The organism is Neobacillus sp. NPDC093127 (assembly GCF_044754175.1).
In the GTDB taxonomy this organism is placed as follows: domain Bacteria; phylum Bacillota; class Bacilli; order Bacillales; family Cytobacillaceae; genus Neobacillus.
Map to the genome: position 1 here is coordinate 75054 of NZ_JBIVOP010000004.1, position 22235 is coordinate 97288.

A 22235-nucleotide genomic window follows, 5' to 3' on the forward strand; every position below is an offset into this window, starting at 1 on the left:
GTCAATCATCACTTTTGACGCTTTCCTTCCTTTTCAACAACGATGTCATCGACAAGCTTTTCCGCCACTTTTCGATACAAATTGCTCATATGCACGAGCGATGAAATCATAAGCACCTGCTCAAGATAGGGCGAATTCCCTTGTTCATTCTCAGTAATTTCTTCCTTAACATCCTTCACTCTTTCCTCTATGTCCCCTCTAAAGTCCGCGACATTTTGGCTCGTTAAATTCAGATAACTAGAATAGAAAGAATCTAAATTTACCTCCTCTTTGATAATCTTCTTATTAACCCCATCAAGGGTTACCTTAATATCATTGATAGAAAGTGCCCCTTTAAGCTGATAAATCAAGCTCATTAAGATCAGATGCTCTTTCGAATATTTCTTATTTTGAATCGGAAAAATAAGCTTTCCTTTTGCATAGTTATTAATCATCGTTTTGGTAAGGATTTTTTCATCCTCATTCCTCTTTGTATCATTAAATTTATTTTCGAATAATTGAATCACTTGGTCCATATATAAATCAATATTTGGAATCTCCTCCAAGTTTAAACTCGTTTCCAGGCCAAGCGAATCGATAATTTGAATGATATTTTCCATCGTAAAAAACCCCGCTCATTAACGTAATATTTTTTATTATACCTAACTATTTGGGTGTTGACTAGATGTAGATATGTTAGTATCATTATACGTAGTTATCAAAACCACATGTTGCGCTAGGAGGATATTAAAATGAACAATTATATTCGGGAACCTATCAATGGACTGACCCATTTAGCAGGAGCTGTTTTGGCATTTGTCGGACTCCTTGCGATGGTGATCAAGGCTGCAATGACAACAACCTCACCTTTAACCATCACAGCGGTTATCATCTTCGGCGTAAGCATGATCCTGCTTTATTCGGCATCGGCCACCTATCACATGGTCATTGCCAGGGATACGGTGATTGCCTTTTTAAGACGACTCGACCATTCAATGATTTTTGTGTTAATTGCCGGTACCTACACTCCTTTTTGTTTTATTAGCTTGAACGGAAAAACGGGTGCGATTCTATTTTCGATTATTGCAGCGGTGGCATTAAGCGGAGTTGTTTTTAAAATGGTTTGGTTTAATTGCCCGCGCTGGATTTCGACTGCCTTGTATTTAGCAATGGGCTGGATGATTGTATTTGTTTTCTCGCCGCTAACCGGTAGATTAAACCCGGTCGGTTTGTTTTTATTAATCCTTGGGGGAATCTTCTATACCATCGGCGGGGTTATTTACGGAGCAAAGCCGAAGTTTTTACAATCAAAATACATGGGCTTTCATGAGATTTTTCATATTTTTATTTTGCTTGGAAGCCTGGCCCATTTTCTAAGTGTATTTCTTTACGTGATTTAAATACATGATCCTATAAATTAGTACCAAAAGGAGGCTGAATTTTCAGCCTCCTTTTAGTAATCTTATTGCTTTCGTCTATTTGTCCATCCTAAAGATCAATTCTTCCTTTAGAACCTGTGCGTGATTATGTATTGGATCTTTAGCTCCATATAGCAGTGTCACTGTCCTGTTTGAAGACCATTCAATAATTTGGTCTACAGCACGGGATTGCTGTTCATTGGTGCGAAGCTCCTGAAGGTAGCGGCGTTGAAATTCCTCGAACCTCTCAGGCAGATGTCCGAACCACTTTCTTAGCTCGCTGCTTGGTGCTGCATCCTTAAGCCAATAGGTCACTCTAGCTTCCTCTTTCGATATTCCCCGCGGCCAGAGCCGGTCAATTAAAATTCTCTGCCCGTCCGCTTCGTCAACAGGTTCATAGACTCTTTTTAGGAAAATATTTATCATATTATTGCCTCACGCTTTATGGACTTTTTGCTGCACTTAATCTTCGTCCTTTATATCAAGATCTTCCGGGATTGGTTCGCTAAGGATTTCTTCGACTAAGTGTTTGTATTTTTCTACTTGTTTTAGATGGGTCGTGAATTGGTCTTTATAAATTAAATACTCGCTGCCATCAAACAGGGCTCGAATTTTCTTTTGTTGGATGAGGCTCTTGATGGTTGCCTCAGGAACCGATAAGTATTCTGCTGTTTCTTTTATGGTAAGATACAATGTCCCTACTCCTCTTTGTAAAAATTAAGATGATTTACGATTCGTCCCAATCTTCCTTTAGTTGTGGCTGCTTGAGACAGTGAATTTAGAATGGCTTCCTCTGCAGCTTCGGATGCAGCCGTAAATAGCTGGTTCATTATTAGATGGTCCTCGCGAAGCTGTGTCCGGGTCTCCACCATTTCATCAGAAAAATGCGCCATTTTTTGCGCAGTTGAAAAAGCAATGACAATATCGCCGCTGCCATGGCTGAAATGGCTTCCCGTTCGGCCAAGTCCAATACCGCATCGTTTCGCTACCCGCAGTAATTGCCGGTCACTTAACGGGGTATCGGTTGCCAGGACAATAATAATCGAGCCATCGGAGGTTTCCGACAATCCATCACCTGCTGAATAACGCAGCCGTTGCAGTTCTTCTTTCTTGCCAAAATTGCTGAGAACTAAGCAGCCAACCGTATACTCTTCAACGATTCTAGATGATGATCCAATCCCGCCTTTATAGCCAAAGCAAATCATCCCTTTTCCCGCTCCAACAGCCCCCTCGGCAACCTGATCACAGGAGGCGTTCTTAATTGCTTCAATAGCATGCTCCGGTTTAACAGGGAACAGACGAATTGAATTCAAGTAACTGTCGTTGCATTCCCCAACCACAATATTGATGGTACCCGTTGTCTCGCCAATCTCGGGACTTTCCGCCAGCATATACTCTAACGTTCCCTGGGTCACAGCCGGAACACCAAAAGTATTGGTTAACATAATTGGCGATTCAAGCACCCCTAATTCATTCAATTGCACAAGCCCGGTCGTTTTCCCAAATCCGTTTATGACATAACTAGCAGCCGTGACTTTCTCTTTAAACAAATTACCTCCATGAGGCAAAATTGCCGTTACCCCTGTACATGCATACTCATTTCCATCGTTATCAAGAGAGAAATCAAGTGTCACATGGCCAACCATTACACCTTCAACATCTGTAATGCAGTTTTTCACCCCTGTTGACAGCTTGCCAACAGTGATTCCTTTTTCTCTAGCTTTCATCGTCCTACCCCCGGTCGATGGTCAAGGAAATTTTCGCAGGCAAAGCCTCTTACCTCTTCCTCTTTATAGTACTTTAACAGTTCATTAATGAGGTTTTGACTTTTTGAAGCGTCCTCTAAGTTCTTAACAAAGATTGAGATGCCGTCAAAATCGGAACCAAGGCCAATTTGCTTCACCCCGCCCAATGAGCAAAAATGATCAATATGCTTCACAAGGTCATAAATCTTCGCCTCTCCTGATTCTTTTATAAAAGGCGGATGGTAAACAACATGAATCATTCCGCCCTTCGCAAACATTGCACCCGCCTGTTCATCCGTTAAGTTACGCGGATGCTGGCAAAGCGCCCTCGCGTTGGAGTGACTCGCAATCGGATATTTGGCCGATTCAATGACCTCCCAAATCCCCTTGTCACTTAAATGAGAGACATCTGTCAGGATCTGATGCTGGTTATTAAACTCGACAATCTCTTTTCCAAAAAGCGTAAGCCCGGCCCCTCGTGGTTCACCAGCACCGTCCGCTGCAAGATTCGCATTATTCCAGGTCAGACCGACAGACCGGACACCAAGCCGATAAAGAATATGCAGCTTTGTTAAATCGTTGCCAATCGCATCCACGCCTTCAAGTGTTAACATCGCTCCAATCTGACCAATTTTGAGCCGGTCAAAATCAGACCATTCTTTTATATGAACCATATCTGGGTTTTTTCCAAGCACTTCCTTGTAAAAATAATCGATTTGCTCGAGGGCAACCTGAAATTTCTGTTCAACCTTAATTTCCGGTTCAATAAAAATCGCAAAGCATTGTACCTTAACTTTCCCTTGATGTAATCGAGCTTTATTCGTTTGCAATTCAGGCGCATCCGCAAATCGTAATCTCCCTTTTGCCTCTTGAAGTTTCATCAATGCGTCACAATGTAGGTCGATGATATTCATCTGGTGTGGACTCCTTTTTATTAATAGTTTAACACAATAAAGAAAACTCGCCGATTGGTGAGTCCGTTAGGGCGGTTCATGAGGCGTAGTTGCACTTATGCCTGATAAGGAAAGGATACTTTCCTATCGGTCGAAAAGAGCCAGGGTAAAAATATCCCCAGCCCCATTTTAATAAATGATCTTCTAATTGTTTGTACTTTCTGTACGCTTCTTTTCCCGAAACAGCACGTGCTCCAGCAATAAACAGAAAATTAAGCCGACGAGCAATCCGTTTGCGGCGATGTTACGAAGCCATGGTGCGACACTTTCAAACGCTTCAGGAGGCAAAAACATCATCCCAATCCCGACCATAAGTGAAAGGCCAATGACCAATAAATTTCGAGGAGACGGCTCCTGCCCCATAAGGTCGCGAATACCAAAGCCCATCATTTGCGAAAAGGGAATAAATAAGGAAGCATAGGCAACTTCTAATGGCAGCGTAGCTAAAAACCCGCCAATATAAGGGAAAAATCCCGCAGCCATAATTAATACAGCACCTATAATCAATGGGCGCATCTTTTTAATTCCCGTTGTTGTAATAAATCCGGCCGAGACGGACAAGGGAACCACTCCTACAACAGAAAAAATGCCGGAAACGAATAAATTTACCCCATTCCCAAAAATACCCTTTTGATACTGTTTTGGCTTCACTTCTTTTTCTAAGGCAATTCCAACTACTAATATACTGGCAATGACGTTCGAAATCAGAACGACCGAGGTAATGATCGATGTCAAGACAATCCCAGCATCAAATTTAGGGAATCCCCACTCTAGAAGTTGCGGTATCGCAAACCAGCTTGCAGGCTCATATGTTTTTCCTACATGATTGAATCCGAAAAAATGGAACAGTGACCAGCCGACAACAATCCCAATAAGCGGTCCCATGCTCTTCCAAATCCCTTTTGCTTTCAAGGAAATGAATAAGATAATGACAATTTCAATGAAACAAATTCCAGCAATTTTCCCATTTAGCTGGCTTGTTGCGGTGATGCCCAGAATACTTTTGAAAAAGGAGCCGCTTAGCTGGGCAACCAGCAGGATTAAATAAACACCTGTCACGATTGGGGTAAATAGATTGCGGACTTTTTCAATAATCGGGAGAAAACCTAGGATGGCAAGAAATATCCCAGCGATGATAAGGCCCATTTCCAATTGCTGCAGAAGCAGCCCCTGTTCCCCTGGAGCACACATCGTCCCAAGAAGAATAAAAATGGCCCACCACATTCCGGCTGCTCCTTCGACGACAGGCAGGCGATGACCAATAAACACTTGAATTAGCGTGGCGGCGCCAGAAACTAAGAGCATTCGCTGCATAAAGGTTGAAATTTCTGCAGGTGACATATGAAAGGCTGCTCCAACAACAACAGGCACCGCGATAATATTCGTAAGCATAAAGACAGCCCACTGAATGCCCTGCACTCCTGACAAAAATCCGCTATCTTTTTTGGTTAAGTCATTCATTTTTTAAAACACCCTCTTTTTTCTATAAAATAACTGATTCCTGTTTTTCTACTTTTTTATTATAATAGCGATCGAGAAAATGTCCATTTGTTGATGCCAGGACTTGTTGAAAAAGCATGCCTACAACTACCGGCACGGCAACTGCCGCCGGAAAAAAGGAGACGGCAAGTACAGCACCTGCACTGATATTTCTCATCCCACCTGTGAAGGTCAGTGTGATGACCGTATCTCGATCCCTTTTCATTAACAAGCCCAACAGGAAAGAAAACATGTACCCTGTTAAGGCGATGAAAAAGACGGTCATCGTAATACTAACAAGTTTTAAATTTATATGTTTTAAATAGGGAGCAACAACTGCCCCGTTAAGCATGACAACAAAGCCAATACTGATTTTTGAAAACGGAGCGAGACGTATTCCTAATTGCTGGTTAATTTTCCCCTTTGTTATTTGATTTAACAACATCCCAATCAGGGAAGGGATGACAACCATGCCTAGAAGACCTTTCATAATATGTAGGAAATCCATTTCAACTTGTTGACCGATAAATAGCGAAAGCGAGAATGGTACAAGGATTGGCGATAGCAGGGTGTCAATTAAAATGACCGATAAGACGAGCGGTATATTTCCTTTATAGATAGAAACCCAAATGAAACTCGTGACCCCAGTTGGGATGACCATTCCCAAAATGAGCCCAGTAATCGTGTAAGCATCATCAGAAAAAGCGATATGACCGACGCCCCAGGCCCAAATCGGCATCAAGGCATGTAAGATCAACATCGCTAGAAAAATTGGAAATGGATGTACTATAACTTCTTTTAATGAACGGAAATTGGAGCTTAAACTTCCGGCAAATGTCATAAAGGCAAAAATCCAAGGAATTAAATAGGAGAAATCCTTCAGATAAGCACTGAGCAGTACTCCCGTTACAACACTAACTGGTGTAATAAGAGGCATAATTTTTTCTAGTTGTTTATTTAACTTGTGCAGCATGTATTACCTCTCCCCTTAGTCCTTCAGCAAACTCATATAGGCCTTCCAAGCAGTAAGACCTCCGTCTAAAACAGTTACTTTATAATCGCGGGTATCGAGAATTTCTGCACATTTTGCAGCAGAATTTCCCGTTGTGCAGGTGATGATGATTTCCGCGGCTTTCGGTAAAGATAGCTGAATATCCGACCCGTCCCCATCAAGATCAAAGATAGTCGTTTTTGGGATGTTACGACTTTCATCTATATGAAACTCATGGTATTTTTCTTCTGCCCGAACATCGAGAAGGACTAGTTTATCTCCACCTTTCATCCTTTCATGGAGCTCCTTCGGCGTAATTCTTTTAATTGTCATTCCGCACACCTCCATTACAAAGAATACCATAATTTCTTTTCAAATAAATCATGGGCTGAATAAAAATATTTCGGGAATCGATAAATTGAAACAGAGAAATACGCCTCAAGCCTTAGGGAAAAATAAATCCCTAGTTCATTGAGGAAAGACGAAGGATTTCTTACCATATATATAGAAGATAGTTGAAAAAGGGGATGGAAAACAGTGAAAAGAATTTTGATACTTTTATTGGTCATTACCGGGCTATATATTGTCTTTAATCAGTCCGTTCATTTTAATCTGTTTGGCAGCAACAGTAACAATAGCAACACAGACAAGCAGGCTGCCATATCAAAAAATACCAGGATGCTGGCGATTGATGTTTCGAGTGGAAATACAACTATAATTCCTGAAGACAGAAAAGATTTGAAAGCTGTTTATTCGGGAAAACAATTGCTAACGGTTAAGGAGGATGGAGATACAGTCAAAGTTACACTTAAAAGCAAGGGCTTTAATTGGTTTGACTGGAGCTCCTTTTCCGAAAAGAGTAAGCTGACAATCTACATTCCGAAAGATTATCAACGAAACATGTCCATCGATTTAGGCTCGGGAAATATCTATTTTTCTGGGGAGTCAAAAAACAAGCCGGTAAAGTTGGAAGAATTAACAATCAATATTGGATCTGGCAACATGAAACTCAAAAATCTGAACGTGAAGCAATTTGATCATGGCGGCGGGTCTGGGAATGTGGATATCGATTCATTAAAAACGAAAACAGGCACTTTTGATATTGCCTCTGGCAATCTTGATATCAAGCATTATACTGGGGCAATAAATGCGGAAATAGCATCCGGCAGGCTTACTATACAACTGGATAAGTTAATTGATTCCATTAAAATGGATGTAAGTTCCGGTAATGCCGAACTTGACTTACCGGATAAGGCCGATTTCACTTTAAACGGACACGTGAGCAGCGGCAATATTTCCTGCGATTTCCCATTGACAACGAAGGACCTAAACAAGAAATCAATTAAAGGTGCACACGGCTCTGGCAAGTATCAAATCAAGCTGGATGTCTCAAGCGGCAACATTAGAATTCATTAATTTTAAAAGGGCGCATGGATTACCACCTCCAAGCGTCTCTTTTTTTCAAAAAAATGACTGGTAACCATTACTCCTAATAATTCATAACGTATATTGCCTGCCGCAAAAACGGATTAAGTTTCGTATGGAAGGAGAGTGGTAACATGTATCAACGCCCATTACATTATCCAACCTATCCCTGGGTTCCGTCTTACCCGACATATATGGTTAACTATCAAGTTCCCCGTACTTATCCACCAGTGGATACAAAAATATTTGCCGGCTCAGTCAAATCGTTTCGGTTATTAATGGAACAAGGAAGTATTTTACTAGATAGATTGGGCAACTTAGCGTTTGCCCAAAAAATGATGACTGCCGCGCAGCAAGGGAAAAATGCTGAGGTCGACAGGATGATTAAATCCATTGGCCTAAAAGTCCCCGTGACAACCAAGTTTACGCCTACTGGTGTGGATTTCATATTATCCACTGATACCAGCCAAAACCAATCAGTTAATTGCTGCTCCTTAACCATTGCAATGAAATGGGGAGTATGACTAAGGTTAGCTGATTATCATTTTTATGTTCAATGGTGATTATTTTCTATTTTTATCTTATTGAATTAGGTGTAAAATGATACTTTAATAAGTTAATAGGAAATAGGTGTATCACCTTTGGATAATCTGACTAATAAGTATCAAGAACAATCTCTTTTCAGTATCTCTTGGCCGCTCTTTATTGAGCTGGCTCTTCATATGGGTATGGGCATCATTGCTACATTCATGTTAAGTCACTACTCGGATGCTGCTGCCGCTGGAGTAGGTGTCGCGAATCAGCTTTTGAATATATTTATTTTAGTGTTCACCGTAACATCGATTGGGGCAACGGTATTAATCAGCCAAAACCTCGGAGCAGGACGCCTGAAAAAAGCACGACAGTTATCCCGCTCTGTTTTTGGTTTAAATTTTTGGTTTGGGATTGTTGTGTCCGTCATCGTCTTCCTCTTTGGAGAACAGCTATTACGTCTATTCGACATTCAGGGAAAAGTATTTGATTATGGACTTACGTTCGTCCGAATATGCGGTATCTCCCTCTTTTTCGAATCGATTTCACTGGCGCTAAGTGCCGTCCTGCGCAGTCATGGGTATACAAAGGAATCAATGGTCGTGACCGTGGTCATGGACCTAATCAGCGCCGGCGGAAATATCGTGGCTATTTCAGGAGTTTTTGGCTTACCCATTACAGGAGTAACCGGTGTTTCGTGGGCTATTGTTGCGGCGCGTGCCTATGCAGTATGTGCGCTCATCTACCTCGTGTATAACAGGCTTGCTTTGAAACTAACAATCAGAGATATTTTTAAAGCAAAAAAAGAGGATATGAAAGAACTGCTTTCGATTGGAATTCCATCAGCGGGTGAAAATCTTTCCTATCAATTGTCTCAACTCGTGATAACAAGCTTTGTCGTTTCGATGGGCACTGCTTCCCTTGCAGCGCGTGTCTATATTTTAAACATTAACATGCTCTGTTATTTATTCACACTAGCGATTGCTCAAGGCACGCAGTTGCTTGTAGCCCGTTATATTGGCGGCAGACAGTTCAGCCGGGCACTTCAGCGTGGAATTCGTACATTAAAGATTGCCATGGTTGCCTCGTTGGTTACATCATTAATAATCGCCCTAATCGGCTCGCCTATTTTGGAGACGTTTACTATGGACCCAATCATCATTGCTATTGGTTTGCCTGTATTATGGGCAATTGTGTTTGTTGAACCGGGCAGAGCAATGAATATTGTCTTGATGAGTTCGTTAAAGTCAGCTGGCGATGTTCGGTTCCCCGTTATAATTGGGATTATCTCGATGTGGGGTGTCGCAGTTTCACTTAGCTACCTGCTTGGGGTTCATTATGGCTTAGGACTTTTAGGTATATGGCTTGCACAAGGGACAGACGAATGGCTCCGGGGCTGTTTTGCCTTGAGACGCTGGCTCATGAAACCTTGGGAGCGGAGAAAAAAAGTGAAGGGTCTTGCTTTACGATAAATATTTTTAAAAAAAGTGGAATCCCTATAAATTCGGGATTCCACTTTTTCGATTACGATTGACGAGGTACTCGTCCATTTGCTCGACCGGTATTGGTCTGCTAAACAAATATCCCTGACCTGTCCTGCAATCGTTTTTCTTTAAAAAGGAAAGCTGTTCATCTGTCTCGATTCCTTCTGCAATTACGGCAAAGTTTAGGTTTTGCCCCATATCAATAATGGTTTTCACCATTATTCCCTGATTTGAATGGTAAAGAATATCATCGACAAACGACTTATCGATTTTGATTTTATCAATCGGGAGGTGCAACAAATAACTTAAGGAAGAATAACCTGTCCCAAAATCATCAATGGAAAGCAGGACGCCCAGCTCTTTCAATTGATTTAAAATAATCATGGAATTTTCAAGGTTTTGCATGATACTTTCGGTAATTTCAAGCTCTAAGTGGTTCGCTTCAAGTCCGACTTCAGCTAATACCGTTGAAATATACTCGACGAGATGATCATCCTCAAATTGACGAACAGAGACATTTACAGCGATAGGAAAATCAAGAAATCCAGCATTCTCCCATACTTTTCTTTGTTTGCAAGCTTCCTGCAAAACCCATTTCCCAATTGGAACAATCAACCCTGTTTCCTCTGCCAGCGGGATAAATTCAGAAGGAGCAATAAAGCCAAGTTCAGGATGCTGCCAACGAATTAATGCTTCAATCCCCACTAATTCCCCTGTTGTCAAGGATACCTGCGGCTGATAATAAAGCATTAGCTGTTTCTGCTCCAATGCCTTTCTTAAGCCGTTTTCCAGCTCCATTTTTCGAATCGATATCCCATTCAAACTCGAGGAATAGAAACAAAAACTATTCCCTCTTTCTTTCGCTTGGTACATCGCTGTATCGGCATTTTTTATTAAGGTTTCCTCATCCATGCCATCAAAAGGGAAAATGCTGATGCCAATACTTGGTGTGACATAAAACTCCTGATTATTTACTTCTATTGGGTGGATGAATTCATTCAAAATTTGCTTGGCCACCTTCGTAGCTTTCTCCTTGTCGATGTCCTCGAGCAAAATAATAAACTCATCTCCGCCCTGTCTAGAGACAAACCCTTCATTTTGAACGGCCATTTCTAATCTATTCGCAACCTTTTGGAGAATGATATCTCCAACTGTATGACCTTTCGTATCATTAATAATCTTAAATCGATCCAAGTCCAAAAATAAGACTGCAAGCATTTGGTCATCTTGTTGTGTTAATGCCTCGTTCAGATGGTGTCTAAACCTATTTCGATTCGGCAAACCTGTCAGCGAATCAAAATAGGCCATATTTTGAATGATTTTCTCCGTTTTCTTACGCTCGGTAATGTCACGGCCGACCACTTGAATGGCAAATCTGCCCTCATAAAATATCGACGTTGCCGCCATTTCTACATCAAGCGTCTCTCCATCGAGCCGTTTTACCTGAAATTCAAATCTTACTCTTTCGGGTTCACGATTATCGATTCTGCCTACTTTACTTCTAATGGTCTCAATAATTTGCGATGAAGCAAATTTCAATGCAGACTCCCCAATGACTTCATCGGGGCTGGATGCTCCAACTAATTTCCAGCCGGCTTCATTCATATATTCTACTTTTTTGCTGCCTACGACGGCGATGATGTCAGGGGACATTTCTACTAAACTGCGGTAGCGGTCTTCACTTTCCTTGCGATCGGTAATATCAAACAAGATACTATTAAAATCAACAAAATTTCCCTGTTTATCTAACGTTGGAAAACCCCTGTCCTGGATCCAGCGCACTTCCCCATCGGGACGAATGATTCGGTATTCACTTGTGACGGTTTCCCCAGCAGCTAATTTCTTTCCTCTAGCTTGGACTAGATATAAATCATCAGGATAGATGACTTTTTTCCAGAGTTCAAAATCGTTATAAAAATCTTTATATGAATAGCCATACAATTTTTCAATTCCTGGTGTAATTAACAGCTTATCTGATTTTAAATCATGCGACCAAATGGCGACATCAAGTGTATCAAAAATATTTTTCAATTTAAGTTTATTTTCCCGAAGCTCTTTGCTTAATTCTCGCCCCTTGATTAAAGTGCGAATAAGATATGGTAACGTTCCGATAAGAATGAATATGGAAACATACTTAATGAACGTAATCGATGGATAGAGGCTTGATATAACGACATCCAGCAGCATTGTTAAAAGCAGCAAACAAAATATTAGTATCCAATGCAGTCTTTCATTTACTTTTTTGGGGGTTCCCATGTTTGTTTTCTCCCTTATTCGAAGCTATTGATTACGACATAAAAAAATATGAGTCATCTTTAAGGTAACAAAAATTTACTTACTTAACAATAATAGTTTTGTAAATTTTGTAAACGATTACAAACCAACCGATTTCATTAATATATTATCGATGTAAAGCTCGTTGGCTTTTATTAGTGGAATATCACACCTTCTATAGTAGCTTTTTGGGTGATGTTCATTTTTTTGTCAAAACATTTCGAACAAACTTTGAACTTATCACTATTGCCATGTTTTTTATGTAGAAATCTAATATATTGGAAGTAGAAAGAAACAAATAAAAAATGAAAGGCGGAATGAAACATGTTTAACAAATTATTAAGAGAGAATAAGATTTCAGCTGCCATCTTAACAGTCATTCGTTTATACCTTGGATATTCTTGGTTCACAGCAGGTTTACACAAAATAACTGGAGGCTTTGACGCTGCAGGATTCTTAAAAGGAGTAACAGCGAATCCCGTTAAAGGACCAGACGGTGCCGTGGTTTACGGTTGGTATGTTGAATTCTTAAAAAGCTTTGCCCTTCCAAACGTTGATATCTTTAACTTCATCGTCCCTTGGGGTGAACTATTAATTGGCTTAGGACTTCTCTTAGGCTGCTTAACTACAGCCGCTATGTTCTTTGGCTTAGTGATGAACTTTAGCTTCTTCCTAGCAGGCACTGTCTCTCACAACCCAACAGACATCTTCTTAGGATTTATCATCTTAACAGCAGGTTATAATGCAGGTAGAATCGGTTTAGACAGATGGTTCATTCCTTATATCAGAAACATTGGCAAAAAACGTGTCGGTCATGAAAAACCAAAAGCTGCAGCATGACGAACCAAACTAAAAGACGATTCGGAACCCCGAATCGTCTTTTTTTTCGGCAAATAAGGGGAACTCTTAATTTTCCCTTATACCCACCACATCTGCGTAACGGACTCTTCAATTAAGACAGATTTTAAATTTGCGACCGCACGTTTAAAGCCTTCGTCAATCGACATAATCGGGTCTTCATGCTCGATACTGACTACATAATCGTAACCATAGGTACGAAGTGCACTCATCATGTCAGACCATTCTTTTAAACTATGCCCGCAGCCCACCGAACGGAATGACCATGCCCGCGAGCGCACTTCCCCATATGGCTGCATATCGGTTAAACCATACATATTCACATTTTCCTGATCAATATATGTGTCTTTTGCATGGAAATGATGGATGGCATTTTCTTTTGCTAAAATTTTTATCGCCGCAACTGGATCAATTCCCTGCCACCATAAATGACTTGGATCTAGGTTTGCGCCGATGGCATCACAGGTTTCCGCGCGAAGTTTTAACAATGTATATGGTGTATGAACTAAAAAGCCGCCATGAAGTTCAAGACCAATTTTTACATTGTGATCCTTGGCGTATTGACCAACTTTTTTCCAATAAGGAATCAGTTTCTCTTCCCATTGCCACTTTAACACATCACCGTATTCATTCGGCCACGGCGTAACCGGCCAGTTAGGAAATTTTGCTCCATCATGATCACCTGCGGTTCCTGAAAAACAGTTCACTACCGAAACATCTAGAAGTGAAGCCAGTTTAATTGTTTTTAAAAGGGTTTCATGGGACTGATTAGCAAATTCTTTTTCAGGTGAAATTGGGTTACCATGACAGCTGAAAGCACTAATCGTAAGACCACGTTCTTCGACTTTTTGGATATACTTAAGGCGTGCTTCTTCACTTTCCAATAACCCATCTAAATCGCAATGACTGTTACCAGGATAGCAGCCCGTTCCAATTTCAACTGCATTCAGTCCAGCTTCTTTTACCGTATCCAACATTTCTTCGAATGATTTTTCCCCAAATAAGACAGTAAATACACCTAGTTTCATATTGAAGTTCCCCCACTCTCATAAATACAATCAATAATCTGTGAAACTTGTAGTGCCTCCTCTGGCTTGACAATAAGCTCCTCAACACCAAGACATGCATGAATAAAATTTTTCGCCTGTGGCAGTCCTTGATTTTCCTCACCAGGAAGCCATGCTGCCTGGCTATTTAACAGCATTCCGTTCTTTGTTGTGTAAAACTCAAACGGAAAGACACTTAAACCGCCATCCACTCCAGAAATGCTTAAATGCTCCTGATCAACTTTGATATTCGCCGCCCAGGAGGTTTCAAACAGCATTGATGCCCCATTTTCAAATTTCACATAGGCTGTGACATGATCATCGACATTAAACGTTTCGTGATTAAACGTACCCCATTGATTCACTTGGTTCGGCATTTTACTTAATGTATTATACATGGTGCCTGACACCGCGATATGTTTTGGATTTCCGATCAGCCAAAGAGCTAAATCAAGAAGATGGCAGCCATAGTCAATCAGGCTGCCGCCGCCTTGTAGATCTTTGTTGGTAAAGACACCCCAGCCTGGTACTTTACGGCGTCTTAATCCTTGGACTCTTACCACAAGCGGCGTCCCTACTTCTTCCATTGCTTTTTTGGCCGCCTGTGCTTCCTTCATAAACCGATAATGATAAGCGATTGCAAGCACCTTATCCGCTTTTTTGGAAGCAGCGATCATTGCCTCGCATTCCTCCGCACTTAGAGCCATCGGCTTCTCACACAGCACATGGATCCCATCCTCAAAGGCAGCAACTGTAATATCCGCATGAAATTTATTTGGTGTACAAATACAAACAGCATCCACTTCTGAAAAGAGCTCTTTGTATTCCTCAAAGACGTGAGGAATATTATATTTTTCAGCCGTCTCTCTTGCTCGTTCGATATTCACATCACTTAGGGCCGTTATTTCACATACGTCACGGAGCTGAAGAAAAGCGGGGATATGGCGGCTTTGTGCAATGCCGCCAACCCCAATAATTCCTATGCGTAGTTTTTTCATCGTTCTATAACTCTTACAATTTGTTTGGTTTCATTTGATTCAAGTGCCGCCAAAATAACAGCAAGAGATTTCATGCCTTCCTCTCCAGGAACTGGCGGCTCTTGATTTTGAAGCACTGAATCGACAAAATGATTGATAACATGTGATGTACTTTGTCCGCCCTCGTCATTGGACTGAATTTTCCCAAGCTGAAAATTAACGATTTCACCGTTCGCGTATTGGACAACGAGTGAATTAACCGGGTCATCTTCCATGCGAAGGATTGCTTTCTCTCCATAAATAATAGTAGAATTATCTTCCTTGCTGACATACGCCCAGCTTGCGGCAAGTGTTCCGATAATTCCGCTTTCTGTCTTCAACACACAAACCGCATTGTCATCAACATCGGCAAAATCCTTAGCGCTTGTTTCCACGAAGGAACCGACTTCTACAATTTCCTCTCCTAATATGTACCGAAGTAAATCTATTTTATGGACTCCTAAGTCGCCCATCGCTCCAACGAACGCTTTTTCCTTTTGGAAAAACCAGCCCTCTTTTCCTTCGACACTCCACCCTTCTGGACCGCCATGTCCGAATGCCGTACGGAAACTATAAATTTTTCCGATTTCACCGCTAGCAATTAACTGACGTGCCCTTTGATGGGACGTAACGAAGCGCTGATTATGGGCAATCATTAACTTTTTGCCGCTAATCTTTGCTGCTGCAATCATCGTTTCCGCTTCTTGCTTAGAGATTGCCATCGGTTTTTCACAAAGAACATGAATGCCTGCTTCCAATGCCGCAATCGAGATGGGAGCATGTAGATAATTTGGCGTACAAACACTAACTGCGTCCACTTCACCTTTTTTCAATAATTCTTCATAGTTTATATAGGCCGTTGCTCCGTATTTTTCTGCTTCTTCTTTTACCCGTTCTTCATTAATATCGCAAACCGCAACAAGCTCCACAAATTTGTTCGCTTTATACTCAAGTAAATGACGATGCTGAGCAATACTGCCGCAGCCGATTACTCCGACTCGTAATTTTTCCATTCTCAGTTTCCTCCTTTAATCATTTCTAGCGGTTTTTGGGTATATGTCCCCGACAACCGTTTTTTTGTTCGTGACGGTTTTCGATTTAATATAATCTTATATGATGTTCCCTATAATAAACATAAACAATATAATTAAAACATCTACTATTTTGCTATTTTTTATTTTTAGAAGGTGAACAATTGACTACGAACATATTTTTTTGCGGCTATTCTTATCACACTAACGGATACCATTCCCAACATAAATTCGGATACCCCTCGTATCTATTCCGTCTCCAAACAGAAGGGCTCTGTGAAGTTGTGGTAAAGGGAAGAAAAATGGACCTTGAGAAGGGTGACCTTCTACTAATTAAACCAGGGGATCACTATGAACTACTGGTTAAAGAGGGGCAAATCAGCGGGGACTATCACTTAGTCGTTGATGGTGCTTGGGTGGACGAATGGTGGGGCCGTGCCGCCAAACCGGATGTTTCCCGAATCGATTTGGATGAAAAATTGCTAGCTTTATGGCGCCATATCATGATTGAAAAACGCCGTCCAGAGTCCAGCCAAAATGAAGAGCTTAGCGGCTATTTGCTTCGAGCGCTCTGTTTATCTCTGGAACGAGTCATCAGTGAAACTGGTCCCTCTTTCAGTCACCCGTATCCAGTTACACGGATGATGCGTTATATTGAAGAGCATGCCATGACAGTATTTAAAGTAGAAGATGTTGCTCGGCATGCTGGTCTTAGTATCTCTCGGACTGTTCATTTATTCAAAAGCAGCGTCGGGAAAACAATGATGGAATATGCACAGGAAATTCGGCTAGCCGCGGCCATGGAGCGAATGAAATATACTTCCATGACACTGGAGCAGATTGCTGTAGATTGCGGCTTTGGAAGCTATCCTTATTTTCACAGGGTCTTTAAAAAGAAGTATGATGTAGCACCTGGAACGTACAGGCAGCTAGAATAAATTGTTCCTTTTTAGTAATTTACTCAACTTCCGCAATACATAATTAATTTCGATCTCTTGTCGAACGGTATTTTAAAAAACAAGTTAGAAAAAGACGACTCGGTTTCCGAATCGTCTTTTTCTAACTTTTAAACACGATATACTCTTACTTCGTACGGTTTCAATATTAGCCCTTGAAGTAATTCATGCGCATCTACTTCATAGTTATGCAGTAGTAAATTTTGATATTTCAGGGAAACACCCATGATTTCTGCCGGCTTAGTAGAAAGGTTTGTGATCACCATTACCATTTCGCCACCCAAGTCCCTAGTATAGGCATAAATTTGCGGATTATCCTCTAGCAGTAATTCATAAGTGCCGTAGGTAAACACTTCGTTTTCCTTCTTCAAGCGAATCATTTTTTTATAAAAATTCAAGATAGAATCAGCATCCTTTTGCTGTGCTTCTACATTGATTTTCTTGTAGTTCGGATTCACCTTCAACCATGGTGTTCCATTGCTGAAACCAGCATTCACTCCATCAGACCACTGCATGGGCGTACGGGAATTATCACGGCCTGACGCCCAGATGATTTCCATAATTTCCTCGTGGGGAACCCCATCAGCTCGTTTTAAACGGTACATATTTTTCGCCGAAACATCATCATAATCATCAATCGATTCATACTGGACATTGGTCATCCCAATTTCCTGACCTTGATAAATAAATGGTGTCCCCTGCATTAGAAAGTACATTGCCGCAAACGCCGTCGCGCTTTCACGCCAGTATTCCTGATCATTTCCCCATGTGGAGACGACACGTGCTTTATCATGGTTTTCAATGAAAAGCGCATTCCAGCCCTTGCCTTCTAAGCCTTTTTGCCAGCGGGATAATACATTTTTTAACTCGACGATATCAAGTTCCTTTTTTGTTTCTGCATCCCAAAGGTTAAGATGCTCAAATTGAAAGACCATGTTGAATTTCCCATGGTTTTCACCTACCCACTGCTCAACATCATCGGCATTATCAACCGTTACTCCGTTCGCTTCGCCAACGGTCATAATATCATATTTAGCAAATGTTTCTTCCTTTAACTCCTGCAAAAACGTATGAATTCCTTCAACGTTCATCATTTTGTCAAAGCAAGAAACATACGACAGCTCCTCAGGATTTGGCATATCCTCGAGTCCTGGCTCCTTCTTGATATGGCTGATGGCATCAACACGGAAGCCGTCAATCCCTTTATCAAGCCACCAATTAACCATTTCATAAAGTGCCTTCCGAACCTCTCGATTTTCCCAATTGAGGTCAGGCTGCTTTTTAGAAAAAATGTGCATGAAATACTGTCCGGTTTGTTTGTCGTATTTCCATGCAGAGCCACCGAAAATACTTTCCCAGTTATTCGGCTCTTTCCCGTCTTTACCATCTCGCCAAATATACCAATCCCGTTTCGGATTGTCTTTAGAATTACGGGATTCGATAAACCAAGGGTGCTCATCACTAGTGTGATTGATGACTAAATCCAAGATTAATTTCATCCCGCGTTGGTGTGTTTCTTTTAATAGAAGATCAAAATCGGCCATTGTTCCAAACTCGGCCATAATCTCCTGATAATCACTGATATCATAGCCATTATCATCATTCGGAGATTGATACATTGGACTGACCCAGATGACATCAATCCCTAAATCCTTTAAATAGTCGAGCTTTGCAATGATTCCCTTTATATCACCAATTCCATCCCCATTGGAATCCATAAAACTGCGAGGATAAACTTGATAAGCAACTGCTTCTTTCCACCATAATTTATTCATATTAAATTCCTCACTAATCGTTACTTTTGTCTGATTTCTCTGCACTTGGCTGACTGCATGATAAACGTTCAACCAAACGATGCGAGATAATCAGGCGCTTAGTCGGTTCATTGTTGTTTTCAATTTTTTGGATTAAATTTTTTGAAGCTTGATAGCCAAGCTCAAAAATATTAATATCAACAGAAGTTAATGGCGGTTTCGCCATTTCTGCCAGCAGAACATTATTAAAGCCGACAATCGAAATATCATCCGGAACGCTAATTCCTAATTCATCAAGGGTATTCAGGACACCTAGCGCCATAAAGTCGTCTGCTACCACAAGGGCAGTCGGGGGATTTTCAAGTTGCATTAACTCCCGAACAGCCTCCTGCCCGCCCTCTCTTAAAAATTCCTGATGAATGATATATTCACCTCTTGTCTCAATAGCTGCTTCAGCTAATGCCTTTTTATAACCATTCAGGCGGTCGGCCGTTACTATTAACTCGAGACTTCCGCCGATAAAACCTATTTGCTTGTGGCCAAGTCCAATTAAATAATTAGTCGCATCTTTCATAGCGCGAACATTATCATTATCTACATGAGTAATTTCTTCGATATCTGTAAATGGTTTCCCAATAAGAACAAAGGGAAAATTTCTCTTTTTTAAATAGGAAATGACCTGGTCCTCTACCTTTGAATACAGGAGGACAACCCCGTCGACTCGTTTTCCCTGCACCATTTGAACGACAGCATGAAGAATTTCCTCTTCCGATTTCCCGGTTGTCATGTGCAAGGCATAATTCTTCTCTTGCGCACCTTCACTGATTCCCTGTAACACAGTAGGAAAAAAGGGATTTTGAAAACCTACATCCTTCGAGCTCGGCATCACAAGCCCTAATGCTTGTGTCGATTGGCTCGCCAGATTTCTCGCATTTAAGTTTGGGTGGTAGCCGAGCTGCTCCATTGCCTGTTTGACTTTTTCCTTTGTAGCTTCACTTATACGCGGACTGTCAGCAATAACTCGCGAAACAGTTGATGGTGCTACGTTTGCTAAGCTTGCTACATCCTTAATCGTTACGTTCATTGTTTCTCCCCCTCAAAGGGTCTAATCATAATATACACTTATCCTTTCGTTCCCCCTGCTGTTAATCCAGACACGAAGAAACGCTGGAAGGACAAGAAGAGAATCGCAATCGGAACGGCAATCAAGACGGCTCCAGCAGCAAACGTGGTAAATTCTGCACCAAATTGTTTAGCAACCATTTCATATAGACCCACAGCTAATGTATAATTTTTTTCAGTCCGGAGCAATATGCTTGCAATAATAAAATCAGCAAATGGGGCAATAAATGAGAACAGCGCCACAACGGCAATAATTGGTTTAGCCAGCGGCATGACAATTTGGAAAAAAATTCGTAAGTGTCCGGCACCATCAATCTTCGCGGACTCATCCAGCTCTTTCGGAATTGTATCGAGATACCCCTTCATCAGCCATGTATTCATTGGAATCTGGCCGCCAACATAGACACAGATAAGACCTAAGTGGGTATCGATTAAATGGGTAAGCGTCGCTAAAATATAGATAGCAATTAGAGCAGCGAAGTTGGGTATCATTTGCAAAATCAAAAAGGTCATTAAGCCATTTTTACGCCCCACAAAGCGATAGCGAGAAAAGGAATAGGCGGTTAAGCTTACCAGGATAACGGTAAATACCATCGTTAGAATACTTACTTTTAACGAGTTAATATACCAGAAAATGTAGTTACTTTTACCCATGTCAAAAAGATACTTATAATGGGCAATTGTCGCATGTTTTGGAATAATACTTGAACCAGATAAGCTCTGCCCTGGGTTAAAGGATGAGCCAATTATCCACGCCAATGGATATAAAATAATCACAAACATGATGAGGACTACTAAATATGTCAGGGTAAGTCTAATGATTTTCTGTCTTTTCATATTCATATTACATCATATCCTCTTCTTGGAATGATTTCGTTCTTCTAAACTGCCAAATCGCAACGGATATGACAATCACAGATAATAGCATTGTAAGCGTTGCGGCCTTTGAATATTGTGCCGAAGTCATCGTCAGGCGGTAAATCCATGAAATCAGGATATCGGTACCTCCAGCGTTCTGTCCTGTAACTGCCGGACCTCCGCCGTTAAATAAGTAGATAAGATTGAAATTATTAAAATTAAACGTGTATTGTGTAATGATTACTGGTGCTGTCGCAAATAAAACTAACGGTAAAGTAATGTTTTTGAACTTTTGAAAGTTAGAAGCACCGTCAACGGTAGCCGCTTCATATAAGTCCGCCGGAATGGATTGCAGGACGCCTGTTGTCATCGCAAAAATAAATGGGAACCCCAACCATGTTTGGATTAAGATTAACGCAATTCTTGTGAATATCGGTTCTGTCATCCATGGCAGTCCTTGAATGCCGAAAAACCCAAGAATATCTCTGTTTATTGCCCCAAATGACTCATTGAACATCCCAGCAAACACTAGAATCGAGACGAATGCCGGAACAGCCCAAGGCAGAATAAATACAGTACGCATTATCGCTTTGCCTTTGACATCCTTCTGATTGACAATAATCGCCAGGAAAATTCCTAACGCCACCTGGAAAGTGGTCGCAACAAATGTCCAAACTAATGTCCATGCCAATACAGAGAAGAACGTTTTACGCCACATGTCTACTTGAAAGATTTCAACAAAGTTTTTAAACCCTACCCAATCAACAAGCTTAGCCGGCGGCGTATGGTAGAGATCATAGTTTGTAAATCCAAGTAATACAACGAAAATAATCGGAAAAATAACAACAAATACTAATAATAGAAATCCCGGTGACATAATTAAATAGGGAAAGCCATTATCAATAAGGTTTCGGTATTGGTCCTTTACGGTATTGATGGGTTCCTGGCTATCGCGTTTTTTTCCTACGTTGTATGCATCACGCAGATTAAATATGTAAAACCCAATCCCAAAGATAAGAACAATGATTGCCAAAATCCCATACACTAAAAGAAAAATCGAATGATCCTCAAATGGTATTTCTCCTAATGTTACTAATCCCCATAAACCAATGTTTATCAAATCCATAAATACATAAATAAAAGCTGCACTTAAGATGAGAAAGGAGATTCCCTTTAACACTTGCTTGTTATACAGTTGACCTAACCCAGGGATAATGGAAAGGATTAACGCTTTTTTACGATGGCTGGTTGGATAGGTTATATCGTTTGACATCCTATACTCCCCTTTCTAATTAGTAAGCTTAGTTGCTTTATC

At 41.0% G+C, this 22235-nt stretch carries 22 protein-coding genes; 6 read left to right on the forward strand and 16 right to left on the reverse strand.

Annotation, left to right across the window (positions count from 1 at the left end):
• Nucleotides 1-8: 8 nt before the first annotated feature.
• Nucleotides 9-599: a DUF1836 domain-containing protein gene (locus tag ACIQCO_RS07225; RefSeq protein WP_400427079.1), complete on the reverse strand. Its 591-nt coding sequence runs from the start codon at nucleotides 597-599 to the stop codon at nucleotides 9-11.
• A gap of 132 nt (nucleotides 600-731) precedes the next feature.
• Between ACIQCO_RS07225 and trhA the strand changes: the two genes are divergently transcribed.
• On the forward strand, nucleotides 732-1379 hold the full coding sequence (gene trhA / locus ACIQCO_RS07230; protein WP_400427080.1) for a PAQR family membrane homeostasis protein TrhA: 648 nt from the start codon (nucleotides 732-734) through the stop codon (nucleotides 1377-1379).
• A 75-nt stretch (nucleotides 1380-1454) separates the two neighbouring features.
• On the opposite strand, the gene ACIQCO_RS07235 is transcribed toward trhA, so the two are convergent.
• The 7 genes from ACIQCO_RS07235 to ACIQCO_RS07265 all read right to left on the reverse strand — a co-directional run bounded on the left by ACIQCO_RS07235 (nucleotide 1455) and on the right by ACIQCO_RS07265 (nucleotide 6898).
• Nucleotides 1455-1823 carry a DUF488 domain-containing protein gene (locus ACIQCO_RS07235; protein WP_400427083.1) on the reverse strand — a complete coding sequence of 123 codons (369 nt, stop codon included), beginning with the start codon at nucleotides 1821-1823 and terminating at the stop codon, nucleotides 1455-1457.
• A 36-nt stretch (nucleotides 1824-1859) separates the two neighbouring features.
• Nucleotides 1860-2090, reverse strand: a complete 231-nt coding sequence (locus ACIQCO_RS07240) for an excisionase family DNA-binding protein (protein WP_400427084.1) — start codon at nucleotides 2088-2090, stop codon at nucleotides 1860-1862.
• A gap of 5 nt (nucleotides 2091-2095) precedes the next feature.
• Complete coding sequence (locus ACIQCO_RS07245) at nucleotides 2096-3124, reverse strand: DmpA family aminopeptidase (RefSeq protein ID WP_400427086.1); 1029 nt, start codon at nucleotides 3122-3124, stop codon at nucleotides 2096-2098.
• Nucleotides 3121-4056: a dipeptidase gene (locus ACIQCO_RS07250; protein ID WP_400427087.1), complete on the reverse strand. Its 936-nt coding sequence runs from the start codon at nucleotides 4054-4056 to the stop codon at nucleotides 3121-3123. Before ACIQCO_RS07250 ends, ACIQCO_RS07245 begins: the two co-directional genes overlap by 4 nt.
• A 183-nt stretch (nucleotides 4057-4239) precedes the next feature.
• Nucleotides 4240-5556 carry a purine/pyrimidine permease gene (locus ACIQCO_RS07255; RefSeq protein WP_400427090.1) on the reverse strand — a complete coding sequence of 439 codons (1317 nt, stop codon included), beginning with the start codon at nucleotides 5554-5556 and terminating at the stop codon, nucleotides 4240-4242.
• Between the two features lie 22 nt (nucleotides 5557-5578).
• The gene (locus ACIQCO_RS07260; protein ID WP_400427091.1) at nucleotides 5579-6547 is read right to left on the reverse strand and encodes a bile acid:sodium symporter family protein; all 969 of its coding nucleotides are present in this window, start codon (nucleotides 6545-6547) and stop codon (nucleotides 5579-5581) included.
• Between the two features lie 15 nt (nucleotides 6548-6562).
• Nucleotides 6563-6898, reverse strand: a complete 336-nt coding sequence (locus tag ACIQCO_RS07265) for a rhodanese-like domain-containing protein (RefSeq protein ID WP_400427093.1) — start codon at nucleotides 6896-6898, stop codon at nucleotides 6563-6565.
• A 204-nt stretch (nucleotides 6899-7102) separates the two neighbouring features.
• On the opposite strand from ACIQCO_RS07265, the gene liaG reads away from it, so the two are divergent.
• The 3 genes from liaG to ACIQCO_RS07280 all read left to right on the forward strand — a co-directional run bounded on the left by liaG (nucleotide 7103) and on the right by ACIQCO_RS07280 (nucleotide 9993).
• The gene (gene liaG / locus ACIQCO_RS07270; RefSeq protein WP_400427094.1) at nucleotides 7103-7981 is read left to right on the forward strand and encodes a LiaG family protein; all 879 of its coding nucleotides are present in this window, start codon (nucleotides 7103-7105) and stop codon (nucleotides 7979-7981) included.
• Nucleotides 7982-8124: 143 nt separating this feature from the next.
• Nucleotides 8125-8514 carry a YuzC family spore coat inner layer protein gene (locus ACIQCO_RS07275; RefSeq protein ID WP_400427096.1) on the forward strand — a complete coding sequence of 130 codons (390 nt, stop codon included), beginning with the start codon at nucleotides 8125-8127 and terminating at the stop codon, nucleotides 8512-8514.
• A gap of 117 nt (nucleotides 8515-8631) precedes the next feature.
• The gene (locus ACIQCO_RS07280; RefSeq protein WP_400427099.1) at nucleotides 8632-9993 is read left to right on the forward strand and encodes an MATE family efflux transporter; all 1362 of its coding nucleotides are present in this window, start codon (nucleotides 8632-8634) and stop codon (nucleotides 9991-9993) included.
• Between the two features lie 24 nt (nucleotides 9994-10017).
• Here the strand turns inward: ACIQCO_RS07280 and ACIQCO_RS07285 are convergent, their stop codons facing one another.
• The gene (locus ACIQCO_RS07285; protein WP_400427101.1) at nucleotides 10018-12261 is read right to left on the reverse strand and encodes a sensor domain-containing protein; all 2244 of its coding nucleotides are present in this window, start codon (nucleotides 12259-12261) and stop codon (nucleotides 10018-10020) included.
• 342 nt (nucleotides 12262-12603) lie between these two features.
• Between ACIQCO_RS07285 and ACIQCO_RS07290 the strand changes: the two genes are divergently transcribed.
• The gene (locus tag ACIQCO_RS07290) at nucleotides 12604-13119 is read left to right on the forward strand and encodes a DoxX family membrane protein (protein WP_400427102.1); all 516 of its coding nucleotides are present in this window, start codon (nucleotides 12604-12606) and stop codon (nucleotides 13117-13119) included.
• Between the two features lie 77 nt (nucleotides 13120-13196).
• Here the strand turns inward: ACIQCO_RS07290 and ACIQCO_RS07295 are convergent, their stop codons facing one another.
• The 3 genes from ACIQCO_RS07295 to ACIQCO_RS07305 are packed head-to-tail and all read right to left on the reverse strand — an operon-like array spanning nucleotide 13197 to nucleotide 16212.
• Nucleotides 13197-14165 carry a sugar phosphate isomerase/epimerase family protein gene (locus ACIQCO_RS07295; RefSeq protein ID WP_400427104.1) on the reverse strand — a complete coding sequence of 323 codons (969 nt, stop codon included), beginning with the start codon at nucleotides 14163-14165 and terminating at the stop codon, nucleotides 13197-13199.
• On the reverse strand, nucleotides 14162-15181 hold the full coding sequence (locus ACIQCO_RS07300; RefSeq protein WP_400427106.1) for a Gfo/Idh/MocA family protein: 1020 nt from the start codon (nucleotides 15179-15181) through the stop codon (nucleotides 14162-14164). The genes ACIQCO_RS07295 and ACIQCO_RS07300 overlap by 4 nt, the downstream gene beginning before the upstream one ends.
• Nucleotides 15178-16212 carry a Gfo/Idh/MocA family protein gene (locus ACIQCO_RS07305; RefSeq protein ID WP_400427108.1) on the reverse strand — a complete coding sequence of 345 codons (1035 nt, stop codon included), beginning with the start codon at nucleotides 16210-16212 and terminating at the stop codon, nucleotides 15178-15180. The genes ACIQCO_RS07300 and ACIQCO_RS07305 overlap by 4 nt, the downstream gene beginning before the upstream one ends.
• Nucleotides 16213-16394: 182 nt before the next feature.
• Here ACIQCO_RS07305 and ACIQCO_RS07310 point away from each other — a divergent pair, with 182 nt between their 5' ends.
• The gene (locus ACIQCO_RS07310; RefSeq protein ID WP_400427110.1) at nucleotides 16395-17168 is read left to right on the forward strand and encodes a helix-turn-helix domain-containing protein; all 774 of its coding nucleotides are present in this window, start codon (nucleotides 16395-16397) and stop codon (nucleotides 17166-17168) included.
• Between the two features lie 128 nt (nucleotides 17169-17296).
• Here the strand turns inward: ACIQCO_RS07310 and ACIQCO_RS07315 are convergent, their stop codons facing one another.
• Genes ACIQCO_RS07315 through ACIQCO_RS07330 form a run of 4 tightly spaced genes read right to left on the reverse strand, consistent with a single transcriptional unit; the run spans nucleotide 17297 to nucleotide 22193 of the window.
• Nucleotides 17297-18961 (reverse strand): glycoside hydrolase family 13 protein, encoded by a 1665-nt coding sequence (locus ACIQCO_RS07315; RefSeq protein WP_400427111.1) that lies wholly within the window; start codon nucleotides 18959-18961, stop codon nucleotides 17297-17299.
• A 13-nt stretch (nucleotides 18962-18974) separates the two neighbouring features.
• On the reverse strand, nucleotides 18975-20024 hold the full coding sequence (locus tag ACIQCO_RS07320) for a LacI family DNA-binding transcriptional regulator (protein WP_400427113.1): 1050 nt from the start codon (nucleotides 20022-20024) through the stop codon (nucleotides 18975-18977).
• A gap of 38 nt (nucleotides 20025-20062) precedes the next feature.
• Nucleotides 20063-20905: a sugar ABC transporter permease gene (locus ACIQCO_RS07325; protein WP_400427114.1), complete on the reverse strand. Its 843-nt coding sequence runs from the start codon at nucleotides 20903-20905 to the stop codon at nucleotides 20063-20065.
• 1 nt (nucleotide 20906) lies between these two features.
• Complete coding sequence (locus tag ACIQCO_RS07330) at nucleotides 20907-22193, reverse strand: sugar ABC transporter permease (RefSeq protein ID WP_400427116.1); 1287 nt, start codon at nucleotides 22191-22193, stop codon at nucleotides 20907-20909.
• Between the last annotated feature and the right edge of the window lie 42 nt (nucleotides 22194-22235).

Coding starts and splice junctions, on each gene's coding strand:
- ACIQCO_RS07295 (WP_400427104.1), bottom strand. CDS start 14,165: ATGAAACTAGGTGTATTTACTGTCTTATTTGGGGAAAAATCATTCGAA.
- trhA (WP_400427080.1), top strand. CDS start 732: ATGAACAATTATATTCGGGAACCTATCAATGGACTGACCCATTTAGCA.
- ACIQCO_RS07330 (WP_400427116.1), bottom strand. CDS start 22,193: ATGTCAAACGATATAACCTATCCAACCAGCCATCGTAAAAAAGCGTTA.
- ACIQCO_RS07320 (WP_400427113.1), bottom strand. CDS start 20,024: ATGAACGTAACGATTAAGGATGTAGCAAGCTTAGCAAACGTAGCACCA.
- ACIQCO_RS07325 (WP_400427114.1), bottom strand. CDS start 20,905: ATGAATATGAAAAGACAGAAAATCATTAGACTTACCCTGACATATTTA.
- ACIQCO_RS07225 (WP_400427079.1), bottom strand. CDS start 599: ATGGAAAATATCATTCAAATTATCGATTCGCTTGGCCTGGAAACGAGT.
- ACIQCO_RS07300 (WP_400427106.1), bottom strand. CDS start 15,181: ATGAAAAAACTACGCATAGGAATTATTGGGGTTGGCGGCATTGCACAA.
- ACIQCO_RS07315 (WP_400427111.1), bottom strand. CDS start 18,961: ATGAATAAATTATGGTGGAAAGAAGCAGTTGCTTATCAAGTTTATCCT.
- ACIQCO_RS07285 (WP_400427101.1), bottom strand. CDS start 12,261: ATGGGAACCCCCAAAAAAGTAAATGAAAGACTGCATTGGATACTAATA.
- ACIQCO_RS07245 (WP_400427086.1), bottom strand. CDS start 3,124: ATGAAAGCTAGAGAAAAAGGAATCACTGTTGGCAAGCTGTCAACAGGG.
- ACIQCO_RS07265 (WP_400427093.1), bottom strand. CDS start 6,898: ATGACAATTAAAAGAATTACGCCGAAGGAGCTCCATGAAAGGATGAAA.
- ACIQCO_RS07290 (WP_400427102.1), top strand. CDS start 12,604: ATGTTTAACAAATTATTAAGAGAGAATAAGATTTCAGCTGCCATCTTA.
- ACIQCO_RS07305 (WP_400427108.1), bottom strand. CDS start 16,212: ATGGAAAAATTACGAGTCGGAGTAATCGGCTGCGGCAGTATTGCTCAG.
- ACIQCO_RS07260 (WP_400427091.1), bottom strand. CDS start 6,547: ATGCTGCACAAGTTAAATAAACAACTAGAAAAAATTATGCCTCTTATT.
- ACIQCO_RS07250 (WP_400427087.1), bottom strand. CDS start 4,056: ATGAATATCATCGACCTACATTGTGACGCATTGATGAAACTTCAAGAG.
- ACIQCO_RS07235 (WP_400427083.1), bottom strand. CDS start 1,823: ATGATAAATATTTTCCTAAAAAGAGTCTATGAACCTGTTGACGAAGCG.
- ACIQCO_RS07255 (WP_400427090.1), bottom strand. CDS start 5,556: ATGAATGACTTAACCAAAAAAGATAGCGGATTTTTGTCAGGAGTGCAG.
- ACIQCO_RS07275 (WP_400427096.1), top strand. CDS start 8,125: ATGTATCAACGCCCATTACATTATCCAACCTATCCCTGGGTTCCGTCT.